Raw genomic sequence first — 12,279 nt, 5'->3', positions numbered from 1 at the left:
GAACGTAAATATTCTATCAGGACATAAAAGTGATTATACGAATAATTTTGTTGTACATAATATTGATATTTAGTAAGCAAGCTTTCGCGCAAGAAATAATTACGTCAGGAGCAGAAGTATACCTTTCTCTGGATACTTGGAGTTCTAATGACAGATATAATGCTTCTCATGCACTAATGGTTCCATTACACTATGCTTATAAATATGATGATCGGCAACTAAAAAAAGACTTTGAAGCAAATATAGAGCGATTCTTAAAAGCAGGAAAAAATGAATTAAATATACAGGCTGAAGGTGAGAGGTTAAGTGGGCTACAATATCTATATTTCCTAAGTGAATACGCTCTATTAAACAAAGATAAAGATTTGGCTAACTACTTACTGAAACAGATTAAGGCTGTCTGGTATGATATTCCAGCATGGCAATGGGGGAGAAAGCCATTTAATAATTTAAAAGAAAGAGTTGTGTGGAAGCTAAGTGTAGATAAAGATGTTGGATATAAAAGAATTATTATTGATGAAGAATTCTTTAGTTTTGGTATAGCTGCTAATCTAACAAAAATTTATCCTAAAGATCCTACCTTAAAAGAAATAAATCGTTACGCCTTAGAGGTATTTAAACAGAGAAGTTGGTTTGATGAGGATGGTCGTTGGTTATTTGATAGAGGTAATTATGATGATTATAAAGATCATGCATATGCAGGATATCAAACTAAACTTGTGAAAGAAAAACGGCCATTAACAGACATGGTGGCAGATTCCTCACATTTTTTTAGAGTTCCTAAGATTCTTTTGTCTTTACAAAATTCTTATCCTGTAAATAGTTATGAATTTAATTTATATAAAAATTTTAGAAAAGGTTTAGCGAAGCAATTCTTAGAGAGAGTTGTAAAGATAAGGAATAATAAAATATATTTAACAAATTATATGGATGGTCGAAATGGGATTTATAGATGGGAATATCCAAGCTTAGGAAAGAATAATGGGCATGGTCCATATGAGTTGACGAGTTCATTTGGTATAGGATGGTGGGGGTTTTTAGAAAATCAAAAGGTTAACATCCTTTACTATAAATATTATCAAGAACTCAGATCTAGAAATGAAAAGAAATTATGTCAAAATATTTTAGAAAAAACAAAACAAAAAAGGCATATTGTTGATTTTAGAAAATTTCATAATTGTATACGTATGTATAACTCTTATATGGCTTCTAAACTATAAAACTTGATTGGAGTTAATTTTTCAAAGTATTTTTATATATTAATTTACATCTAATTTAAAAGATACTTTGAAAAATTGGGATACTCTTATTATTTTGATAAGACTTCCAGTAACTCAATTTCAAAAATGAGAGTGCTGTTTGGGCCAATCGCATCACCCGCACCGACTTCACCATAAGCAAGGTTTGATGGAATAAAGAAACGACTTTTGCCACCTTCTTTCATGGTTTGTAGTCCTTCAGTCCAGCCAGGGATCACTTGATTGAGTTTGAACTCGACTGGTTGATTGCGGGCAATTGAGCTATCAAACACTGTACCATCCAGTAAACGTCCTTCATAGTTAACCTTTACCGTTGCACTAGCTTTAGGTGACTTTCCTTTGCCTGCTTGAAGTACTTGATATTGTAAACCTGATCTTGTGGTTACTATATTGGCTTTTTTACGATTTTCTGCCAAGAATGCTTTGCCGATTTTGTCATTCTCTTGGGCAATTTCTTGAAACTCAATCAGTTGCTTGGCTTCTATGCGCTTTTTATACTGATTTAATACGTTTGCCATTTCTTCATCGCTTAAGGATGCAGGCTTGCCCTGTGTTGCTTCTTTTAGTCCTTGTATAAAAGCATCAATATTCAAATCTTTGAGGGTATTGGCATTGCCTTTACCCATTAAATAACCGTAGCTATAACCCAGTTGCTCTTGTTGTGGGCTTTTCAAAGTGATTGGTGCTGCATAAGTGTTACCCATCAGCATACTCATTAAAATTAAGCTTAATTTTTTCATTATTTCTTCCAAAATAAAGGAGAGCACATGCTCTCCTTACTCTCTTATTTGACTGAGATTAATTCGACATCAAAAATCAAAGTACTATTCGGTGGAATGGAACCAGGAACACCTTGAGCACCATATCCTAAGTTTGCAGGAATATAGAAAGTTACCTTACCGCCTTCTTTCATCAGTTGTAAGCCTTCAGTCCAGCCAGGAATCACTTGATTGAGTGGGAACTCGACTGGCTCACCACGATCATAAGAACTGTCAAATACTTTACCATCGGTCAGTCGACCTTTGTAATGTACTTTAACTACAGAAGTCTCGGTTGGCTGTTTACCTGTGCCTTCTTTCGTAACTTTATATTGCAAACCAGAAGTTGTGGTTTTAACACCTTCTTTCTTGGCATTTTCTGTTAAGAAGGTATTGCTGGTTGCTTCGGCTTTTTGAGACTCTTCGATTTGCTTTTGTTGCATTTTTTGTTGGAACTCTACATAAGCCGCTTGTAACTCTTCCTCAGTATAAGCAGCAGGTTTATCTGCATGCCCGTCACGAAAACCTGTGATAAATGCGCTTGTCTCTAGCTCTGGAGGAGTCTGTTTTGCAACTTCATAACCTAAGGCATAGCTAATTTTAGCAACTGGGGCTGCATTTTTATCAGCTTTACTTCCAAGCTCAGTCGTAGGATGTTGAGTGGCATAATAAATTGGAACAAGGGCTGCACCGCCTAAAATGGCTGCGACAATAACAGGTAACGCTTTACTCATGAGATGTCCAAAATTGAGATTTTGATAAAAAATATGGCATTGATCTTAGCATGTCTCTGCTTTCGCATTGAATAACTGATCAGAAAAATGCGTGTATTTTTTATAGGCTTTATGTTTTTTAAAAGATGTCATTGTTTTCTTTTGAAATAAGGCCAGATCATAGATCTGGCCTTATCATCATGTAAACAAAGTGAGTTTAGTCATCTTTGTTATTTGCTTTATAGGCATAAGCATAATTATAACCATAGCCATAACCACCGCTGGCCCGTTGAATATCATTCAAGATGAATCCATTTACTTTTACACCAGCTTGATCAAAACGATTTAAACTGAGTTCAAGTTCTTTCATTTGTGATTTCGCATAACGAGCCACTAATAAAGTAACGCCAACGTATTGTGAAATGATAATACCATCTGTTACTGCCAAAATCGGTGGTGTATCAATGATGATATGGTCATATTGAGGGCTGAGAGTTTCAAGCAATGTTTCAAATTGTTCAGAGCTTAGAATTTCAGATGGGTTGGCTGGATTTTTGCCACGAGTCATAATACTCAAGCCAGAAACTTCCGTCTCATGAATTACTTGGCTTAGTTCAGCTTGACCAGTCAGTAATTCAGCAAGCCCTGGTTTCACATCTTTACTAAAGTATTTATGCAAATACCCTCGACGTAGGTCGGCATCAATCAACAATACCTTCTTATTGCTTTGAGCAAAGATCGTTGCAAGATTAGTTGAGATAAATGATTTACCGACCTCTGGTGCAGGACCAGCGATCATCACAATATTGTTTTTAGCATTGCTCAGTGCAAAGTGAATGGCGGTACGAATACTCCGTAAGCTTTCAACAGCGATATCATCATTGTTTTTAACAGCAAGAATAGGAATGCTCTTTTTCTTCTTCAAAATACTCATACGAGTTTCTTGAACTGGGGAGCGTGGTACTGTGGCATAGACAGGTAGATCAAGCTCTTGTTCAATCTGAGATGAGTCTTTAATCCCTGTACGTAACATATTACGTAATAAAGCAATCAAAGTCCCAAGGAAACCACCAAGGAGCACAGCTAGTATGACAATTAAAAGTTTTCTAGGTTTTATTGGTTCTACTGGGGATACAGCAGTATCTACAATACGAACATTACCAATTTCACCTGCTTTGGCAATACGAAGCTGTTGGTAAGAGTTTAATAGTGCTGTGTATAATTGGGTGTTGACTTCAACTTCACGATAAAGTTGCAAATATTGTCTTTGCAGATCAGGCAATTGTTTCAGGGTGCTATTGAGATCTGCGATCTGTTTATTTAGTGCGGTAATTTGTGCATTAATCTCGCGCATTGCAGGATGTTCTGCGGTATATTTGGCTGCAATATCAGCACGCTTCTGTTCAAGTTCAATTTTTTTCGTTTCTAATGTAATGCTTTGAGTGAGATATAACTCCGATTCTTTGGTAACATCTACTGTATTATATTGTTGACGGAACTTATTGAACTCACGTTCTGCCTTATCGAGTTGTTGTTTTAACTCTGGTAATTGCTCATCCAAAAACTTGAGCGTTTGAGCCGTTTCAGCGGATTTGCGTGCGACATTTTGCGCGCTATAAGCAGACAAGATTGCATTCAGGACTTTGGTGATGTGCTGTTTGTTTTCACCTTGATAGTTTAGTCCTAGGATCCCAGTCAATTTACCCTTTTCTGCCACAGAATAATTTGCAGTAATTGCCCGAACGGCAGCAGGCAAAGAGCGCTTACGAATTAGGTAGTCAGCTTCTAATTGATGTTTTGAGAAAATACTAAGCTTCCATTCCCCATAACGGTTTGAAATTTGGTTGGTTTGATTTAAAGGTGCAGACAAAAGTATTTCATCTGTTTGGATATCAACTAATTGGAATTGATCCGCTTTGATATTTAGGTTGAGAGTTTTATCTAAAAATTCTTGAGGTACTTCGAACTGGCGAATTTCAAATGATTTCTGATCATCTCGAAAGATGACTGCCTTAGAACCATATTCAGTAGAATAATTGGATTTCCCGAGCAAGCGTTGAGTAAAAGTATTATTTGGGGTGGATATACTCACATCAAGATTTAATGCTTGAACCACTGAACCAAGAACTAAACGTGATTTTAAAATTTCGATTTCAGCTTGTGCAGGGGATTTTTGGTCGATGACTCGTGATAAATCTCCTAGCAAAGCAGCAGATGCACCTTTATTACTTTCAACTTGTACAAGTGCATCTACGGAATATGTGTTGGGTGTGGTACGAAGATAAAGTAATGCACACACAAGACTCAGCATGATGCATAATGCGATGAGCTTCCATTGTGCCAGTAGCGCAAAGAAAAGTTCCTTTAAGTCGATTGTATCTTCGGTATTGGTATTTTGGCTCATAATCTTAAATCTAAAAGTTAAATATATTTTTTCCAATCAGCTACACATTGCTGAATCAGCTGGCATGTACTATCAAAAAAAGCTTGATCATGTTGATAGGGATCGGTCACATTTTTATTTTGCCAGTGTCCTAGGCGAAAGACTTTGCCTTTAGCAAATGGCCATGTTTGTTCAATATGTTTTTGTTGATTTTGACTCATCACCAAAACCAAGTCTGCATTTTTTAGATGCTCCGCTTTTAGCTTTTTTGCAATATGCGCACTCATATCGATATCAAGTGCTTGCATACAATGCAAGGCTTTTTCATCTGCTGGCTGGCCGGTTAAGCCTGAAATACCAGCTGATTCTATATGGAGTTGGGGGTAGGCTTGTTTTAAGAAATATTCTGCCATTGGACTGCGGCAGATATTTCCTACACAGATCACCAAGATATTTTTAATCTGCATCAATTCCCCAAACGGTCAATATTATACAAAGCACTTGAGAACGGAATAATTTGGTTGACCACACGCTGCCAACGCGTTAAACCAGTAGCATCGACATAGATGATATCATTACTACGCAGTTTAAATTGATTAGCGAGCCCAAAGTCACCTAAACTCATCAAATTCATATGGTACAGCGCAGTGCTGCGATCATTTGGATTGGTTCTCAGTACATAAATACGACTAGCACTACCTGACAGTGGGTTGATTCCTAAGCTTTCCCCTAAAGCATCACTTAATGTCATGCCTTGATCACGCATTGGTAAGGCTTGGTTCTTACCAGACTCACCCATGACATAAATCTTTTGGTTTTCTCTCGTGCTCACATAAATCGTATCATTCGGTTGTACTAAAAGTTTATGTAGTGAGTAGCCTGACTTTTCAAGCTCAATTGTATTCAGATCGTAAGTTTGACCATTGCGGATCAGTTGAATATAAGTATTTGCGCCTTTGTCATTAATACCGCCTGCCATACCGAGCGCAGTATAAATACTGGTTGGTTGGTCATTTAAATAGAATTGACCACCTCGAAGCACGCTGCCTTGTACTGAATAACGTTGGCCCTGATAAGATAAGACACGCACGATAACATCAGGATTCTTTAAATAACGGGCGAATTGGCTACGTAATTCATTATTCAGTTGTGCCAAACTTTTTCCAGCAGCCTTATAACGACCAACCAAAGGAAGCTGAATATAACCACTTGCATCAATCGGGTAACCTGAAGCCTGAACAGCTTGTTGATTGTTAATGGTAGTCGTTGGCGGGGTAATTTCTGGATAGGCCCAAAGCTGAATTGAAAGAATATCTCCTGCACTTAAACGATAGTTGACTTGTTGTTTTTGAAATAAAGCATTGTAATGATGTTGGTAATCTACTTGTGCAGGTTGTACAGCAGCTAAGTTTTCCTGATCTATCTTAATGACATTGACGGTTGTTCCAAGATCGGTAGTATACACCCCTTCAGTTGGGATGTCATAAGTTTGTAAGCCTGGGGTAACAGCACAACTAGTTGCAGCGACACTCACTGCGAGAATAGAAAAAAGCTGATAATACTTCACACACGACCCTTGATTATTAATATCTAATGAATCTCAACCACCTAAAACGTACTGTTTTGAGGTCCAGAATTTGTCCAATTCTAGCTGAAAAATTGCAAAAAAGCATTGAGAAATATAGGGGCTTTGTATGTTTAGTATTACTACAAAAATATTTTCTTATAGACAAATGTATTCCCATCGTATTGGTGTTGTTGAGGAAAACAAAGCCTTGTGGTTGTAATTGTATCATTCATTTAATGAAATTATTTTGAGCCATTTTAGTTAACGTCATGTGTAGTATGCTGATTTTATATAAATGTAATAAGAGTTGATCTGAACATGGAAAAAAGAATTTTACTGATATTTGGTACACGACCAGAAGCAATTAAAATGGCACCTTTAGTATTAAAATTAAAAGCCTTTAATCAGGATTTTGAAACCAAAGTGTGTGTAACTGGTCAACATCGTCAGATGTTAGATCAAGTTTTAGAGCTATTTAATTTGAAGCCTGATTTTGATCTTAATTTAATGAAGCCAAGGCAAACCTTATCTGATGTGACCTCTGGCGTTTTGAAAGGCCTCGAACAGGTTTTTGCAGAGTGGACGCCTGATCTGATTCTTGTTCATGGTGATACCGCAACAACATTTGCAGCCTCACTAGCGGGTTATTATCATAAAATTAAAATTGGTCATGTAGAAGCAGGCTTACGAACAGGGGATCTTTACTCACCTTGGCCAGAAGAGGCAAATCGTCAGCTTACAGGCGTTCTCGCAAATTATCACTTTGCGCCGACGCAATCTTCTTATCAGAATTTGATTAAAGAAAATGTTGATCCAACATCTGTAGTGGTTACAGGGAATACAGTAATAGATGCTTTACTACAAGTTAGAATCAAAGTGGAGCAAGAACAGAACCTTATTCAGAAGTTTGAGCAAGAGTTTAGTTTTTTAGATAAAAGTAAAAAATTAATTTTAGTCACGGGGCATCGTCGTGAGAACTTTGGGCAAGGTTTTCTCAATATTTGTACAGCTTTGGCAAACCTTGCAAAAAAATATCCAGATATTCAGATCGTTTACCCTGTTCATCTAAATCCAAATGTACAGCAACCTGTAAATGAGCTGCTAGCCAATATTGATAATGTTTTTCTGATCGCACCTCAGGATTATCTGCCATTTGTTTATTTGATGAATCGTAGCTATTTAATCTTAACTGATTCAGGTGGTATACAAGAAGAAGCTCCTTCTTTAGGCAAACCTGTTTTGGTAATGCGAGATACCACAGAACGACCTGAAGCTGTTGATGCGGGAACAGTACGTCTCGTGGGGACGGATGTGAATGCGATTGAAGGTGCCGTAAGTGAATTATTGGAGAGTACAACAGTCTACGCCAGCATGGCGGAAGCGCATAATCCTTATGGGGATGGAACGGCTTGTCAGACAATCGTTGACTTTATGAGAAGTAAATTGGTTTGAACACTATAAAATATATCATTTAATTTATAATATTGTGATGAGGTTCACGATATGATGGATAGTAGTGTATGGGTTCTGAAACCATGTAAACACATTCATACAATTGAAATGTAGAGGCTATAAAAAAACTCCTATATAGTACGCCCAATTATTTCATTGCTGTTCTATGCAGTATCTACAGATAAAAATTGTAAGGGATAAGGCTTTATTTATGCTAACACTTGCCGAGTTAAAAATAGCAATTATTGGTTTAGGGTATGTCGGTTTACCGCTAGCGGTTGAATTTGGTAAGAAGGTCTCGGTTGTTGGATTTGACATTCATCAAAAACGTGTAGATGAGCTTAAAAGTGGACAAGACCATACATTAGAGGTTTCGTCAGAAGAATTAAAGAAAGCCTCTCATTTGAGCTATACAGCAAATTTAGATGATTTAAAAGAATGCAATTTTTTCATTGTCACTGTTCCTACGCCTGTTGATGAGGTAAACCGCCCAGACTTAACACCTTTAAGAAAAGCGAGTGAAACACTCGGTAAAGTAATTAAAAAAGGTGATATTGTTGTTTATGAGTCGACAGTATACCCAGGCGCAACGGAAGAAGTTTGTATTCCAGTACTCGAGCAAGTATCTGGTCTGAAATTTAATCAGGATTTCTTTGCAGGTTATAGTCCAGAACGGATTAATCCCGGCGATAAAGTGAACACGCTAACCAAGATTAAGAAAATTACCAGTGGTAGTACACCTGAAGTTGCAGATTTTGTTGATCAGGTTTATGCAAGTATTATCACTGCCGGGACCCATAAAGCGTCAAGTATTAAAGTTGCAGAAGCAGCCAAGGTCATCGAAAACACACAACGTGACTTAAACATTGCCTTGGTAAATGAACTTTCGGTAATTTTTGATCGTTTGGGTATTGATACTATAGATGTACTTGAAGCCGCTGGCAGTAAGTGGAACTTCTTGCCATTCCGTCCAGGTCTGGTGGGAGGGCATTGTATTGGTGTCGATCCATACTATTTAACCCATAAAGCTGAAGAAGTGGGCTACCATCCACAGGTTATTCTGGCGGGTCGTCGTATTAATGACAATATGGCACGCTACGTAGCGCGTAATACCATTAAGCGTATGCTACAAAATGGCATTGATGTACCTCGCGCAAAGGTGGGGGTACTTGGTGTTACTTTTAAGGAAAACTGTCCAGATATCCGTAACAGTAAAGTTGCAGATTTAATTAAAGAATTCGAAGCCTGGGGCGCTCAAGTGGTTGTTGCAGATCCGTGGGCAGATATTGACGAAGTGAAGCATGAATATGGAATACAATTAGGTCAGGTCAATGCAGAGCATAAAGTCGATGCATTGGTTGTTGCGGTGGGACATAACGAGTTCCGTAATTTGTCAGCAGCTGAGCTAAAAAGTTATGTGCGCAGTAATCAACCTGTTCTTGCTGATGTCAAAGGGTTATTTGACCGTATAAGCATGACTGAACAAGGTTTTACAGTCTTCCGTTTATAATTTAAAAATTGAAAAGAAGTGAAACGATGAAAAAATTTGCTCTTATCGGTGCGGCTGGATATATCGCACCCCGCCATCTGAAAGCGATCAAAGAAACAGGTAATACTTTAGCTGTAGCCATGGATGTAAATGATTCTGTCGGGATTATGGACAGTCACTTCCCTGAAGCAGAATTCTTTACCGAATTTGAAGAGTTCGAAGCTTACGTAGAAGACCAAAAATTAAAAGGTGAAAAGCTGGACTATGTTGCCATCTGTTCACCTAACTACCTACATGCCCCTCACATGAAATATGCGTTGAAAAACGGTATTGAAGTAATTTGTGAAAAACCATTGGTACTGAATTCAGAAGATTTGAACATGCTCTCTGAATATGAAAAACAATATGGTGCCAAGGTAAACTCAATTTTACAGTTACGTTTACATCCGTCTATTATTGCCTTGCGCGATAAAGTACAGGCTGCACCTGCTGATAAAGTATTTGATGTTGACCTTACTTATCTCACTTCACGTGGTAAATGGTATTTGAAATCTTGGAAAGGGGTGGATAATAAATCTGGGGGGGTGGCGACAAATATTGGTGTACATTTCTATGATATGTTGCATTTTATTTTTGGCAATATTGTAAAAAATGAAGTGCATTATCGCGATGAAAAAACAGCTTCTGGTTATTTAGAGTATGAACGCGCACGTGTGCGCTGGTTCTTGTCAATCGATGCTAACAATCTTCCAGAAAATGCTGTGCAAGGTGAAAAATTAACATATCGTAGTATTACCATTGAAAACGAAGAATTAGAGTTTTCAGGTGGCTTTACCGATTTACATACACAAAGTTATCAACGTGTATTAGAAGGTAAAGGTTACGGTGTTGAAGAAAACCGAGCGGCAATTGAAACAGTGGAAGTAATTCGTGTTTCTCCAGTTGTAGAAAATCCTGCAAATCCGCATCCATTATTGGCGAAGGTGAAAAAAGCATGAGCTTTTATCAACACGAAACTGCCATAGTCGATAATGGTGCACAAATTGGTGAAGATTCGCGTGTTTGGCATTTTGTTCACGTCTGTGGCGGAGCAAAAATTGGTAAAGGCGTTTCTTTAGGCCAAAACGTATTTGTTGGCAACCGAGTAGTAATTGGTGACCATTGTAAAGTCCAAAATAATGTATCGGTTTACGATAACGTTACTTTGGAAGAAGGGGTTTTTTGTGGCCCAAGCATGGTATTTACAAATGTTTATAACCCACGTTCCCTCATTGAGCGTAAAGATCAATATCGTGACACGCTGGTGAAAAAGGGTGCCACATTAGGGGCAAACTGTACCATTGTCTGTGGCGTGACGATCGGCGCATATGCTTTTGTTGGGGCGGGTGCGGTAGTGAACAAAGATGTCCCGGCTTATGCACTGATGGTGGGTGTACCTGCGAAACAAATCGGCTGGATGAGTGAGTTTGGTGAACAGCTTGATTTACCTTTGCAGGGACAAGCTCAGGCTATCTGTTCTCATACAGGCGTAGTTTATCAACTCGATGGAACGACACTAACAAAGCAAGGTTAATATGATTGACTTTATTGATTTAAAAGCACAGCAACATCGAATTAAAGATAAAATTGATGCAGGTATTCAAAAGGTATTGACGCATGGTCAATACATTCTAGGTCCAGAAGTGACTGAACTGGAAGAAAAGTTAGCTGCATATGTTGGTACAAAGTACTGTATTACCTGCGCCAATGGAACCGATGCCTTACAAATTGCACAAATGGCATTTAGTATAGGCTCAGGTGATGAGGTGATCACACCAGGCTTCACTTATATTGCGACAGCGGAAACAGTGGCTTTATTAGGTGCGAAGCCAGTCTACGTGGATGTCAACCCTAAAACCTATAATCTGGATGCGGAAAAACTAGAAGCAGCTATTACTCCTCGCACAAAAGCCATTATTCCGGTGAGCTTATATGGCCAGTGTGCTGACTTTGATGCAATCAACGCGATTGCTGCAAAGTATGGTATTCCGGTAATCGAAGATGCGGCACAAAGCTTTGGCGCCACTTACAAAGGTCGTAAAAGCTGTAATTTAAGTACGGTTGCTTGTACCAGCTTTTTTCCAAGTAAGCCACTGGGCTGCTATGGTGATGGTGGGGCTATTTTTACCAGCGATGATGAGTTGGCTAAAGTGATTCGCCAGATTGCACGTCATGGACAGGATAAGCGTTACCACCATATCCGTGTGGGTGTGAATAGTCGCTTAGATACCATTCAGGCTGCTATTTTGTTACCAAAACTAGAAATTTTGTATGATGAAATGCAGGCACGTCAAAAAGTAGCTGAAGTTTATAACCAGTTATTTAATCAGGCGGGTATCCAGACAACGCCATATCTTGAGCCAGATAATACCAGTGCATGGGCACAGTATACGATTCAGGTCGACAATCGTGCAGATGTTCAGGAAAAACTAAAAGCTCAAGGGATTCCAACGGCTGTACATTATCCGATTCCTTTGAATAAGCAACCTGCAGTAGCAGATGCAAGTGTGGTGTTACCTGTGGGTGATGCAATTGCGGAAAGAGTTATGAGCTTGCCTATGCATCCGTATTTGTCTTTTGAAGATCAATTAAAGATCGTTGCTGCTTTTGGACATTAAT

Annotated in this window: 11 protein-coding genes; 6 read left to right on the top strand and 5 right to left on the bottom strand. The window is 38.4% G+C overall.

Going from position 1 to position 12,279, the window contains the following annotated elements; all coding sequences use genetic code 11:
• Positions 1–29 precede the first annotated feature (29 nt).
• Positions 30–1,220 (top strand): hypothetical protein, encoded by a 1,191-nt coding sequence (locus F2A31_RS15375; RefSeq protein ID WP_150027457.1) that lies wholly within the window; start codon positions 30–32, stop codon positions 1,218–1,220.
• Between the two features lie 89 nt (positions 1,221–1,309).
• Here F2A31_RS15375 and F2A31_RS15370 read toward each other — a convergent pair whose 3' ends face one another.
• From F2A31_RS15370 to F2A31_RS15350, 5 genes are all read right to left on the bottom strand, one after another.
• Positions 1,310–1,999: an FKBP-type peptidyl-prolyl cis-trans isomerase gene (locus tag F2A31_RS15370; protein WP_150027455.1), complete on the bottom strand. Its 690-nt coding sequence runs from the start codon at positions 1,997–1,999 to the stop codon at positions 1,310–1,312.
• A 44-nt stretch (positions 2,000–2,043) separates the two neighbouring features.
• Complete coding sequence (locus tag F2A31_RS15365; protein ID WP_150027453.1) at positions 2,044–2,751, bottom strand: FKBP-type peptidyl-prolyl cis-trans isomerase; 708 nt, start codon at positions 2,749–2,751, stop codon at positions 2,044–2,046.
• A 196-nt stretch (positions 2,752–2,947) separates the two neighbouring features.
• The gene (locus F2A31_RS15360; RefSeq protein WP_150027450.1) at positions 2,948–5,134 is read right to left on the bottom strand and encodes a polysaccharide biosynthesis tyrosine autokinase; all 2,187 of its coding nucleotides are present in this window, start codon (positions 5,132–5,134) and stop codon (positions 2,948–2,950) included.
• Positions 5,135–5,151: 17 nt separating this feature from the next.
• Positions 5,152–5,580: a low molecular weight protein-tyrosine-phosphatase gene (locus tag F2A31_RS15355; RefSeq protein ID WP_150027449.1), complete on the bottom strand. Its 429-nt coding sequence runs from the start codon at positions 5,578–5,580 to the stop codon at positions 5,152–5,154.
• Positions 5,580–6,680 (bottom strand): polysaccharide biosynthesis/export family protein, encoded by a 1,101-nt coding sequence (locus F2A31_RS15350; protein WP_150027447.1) that lies wholly within the window; start codon positions 6,678–6,680, stop codon positions 5,580–5,582. The genes F2A31_RS15355 and F2A31_RS15350 overlap by 1 nt, the downstream gene beginning before the upstream one ends.
• 318 nt (positions 6,681–6,998) lie before the next feature.
• On the opposite strand from F2A31_RS15350, the gene wecB reads away from it, so the two are divergent.
• The 5 genes from wecB (at position 6,999) to F2A31_RS15325 (ending at position 12,278) form a co-directional block, all read left to right on the top strand.
• Complete coding sequence (wecB, locus tag F2A31_RS15345) at positions 6,999–8,132, top strand: non-hydrolyzing UDP-N-acetylglucosamine 2-epimerase (RefSeq protein ID WP_150027445.1); 1,134 nt, start codon at positions 6,999–7,001, stop codon at positions 8,130–8,132.
• A 211-nt stretch (positions 8,133–8,343) separates the two neighbouring features.
• On the top strand, positions 8,344–9,642 hold the full coding sequence (tviB, locus tag F2A31_RS15340) for a Vi polysaccharide biosynthesis UDP-N-acetylglucosamine C-6 dehydrogenase TviB (RefSeq protein WP_150027443.1): 1,299 nt from the start codon (positions 8,344–8,346) through the stop codon (positions 9,640–9,642).
• Between the two features lie 26 nt (positions 9,643–9,668).
• Positions 9,669–10,619 carry a Gfo/Idh/MocA family protein gene (locus F2A31_RS15335; protein ID WP_150027441.1) on the top strand — a complete coding sequence of 317 codons (951 nt, stop codon included), beginning with the start codon at positions 9,669–9,671 and terminating at the stop codon, positions 10,617–10,619.
• A complete protein-coding gene (gene wbpD, locus F2A31_RS15330; protein WP_150027439.1) occupies positions 10,616–11,194 on the top strand; it encodes a UDP-2-acetamido-3-amino-2,3-dideoxy-D-glucuronate N-acetyltransferase in 579 nt (192 codons plus the stop codon). Before F2A31_RS15335 ends, wbpD begins: the two co-directional genes overlap by 4 nt.
• Position 11,195: 1 nt before the next feature.
• Positions 11,196–12,278: a DegT/DnrJ/EryC1/StrS family aminotransferase gene (locus F2A31_RS15325; RefSeq protein ID WP_150027437.1), complete on the top strand. Its 1,083-nt coding sequence runs from the start codon at positions 11,196–11,198 to the stop codon at positions 12,276–12,278.
• The last annotated feature ends 1 nt before the right edge of the window (position 12,279 follow it).

Origin of the sequence: Acinetobacter suaedae (assembly GCF_008630915.1) — a bacterium.
Taxonomy (GTDB): domain Bacteria; phylum Pseudomonadota; class Gammaproteobacteria; order Pseudomonadales; family Moraxellaceae; genus Acinetobacter; species Acinetobacter suaedae.
Note: the sequence above shows the minus strand (reverse complement) of the source record. Positions and strands in the feature narration are given on the sequence as shown.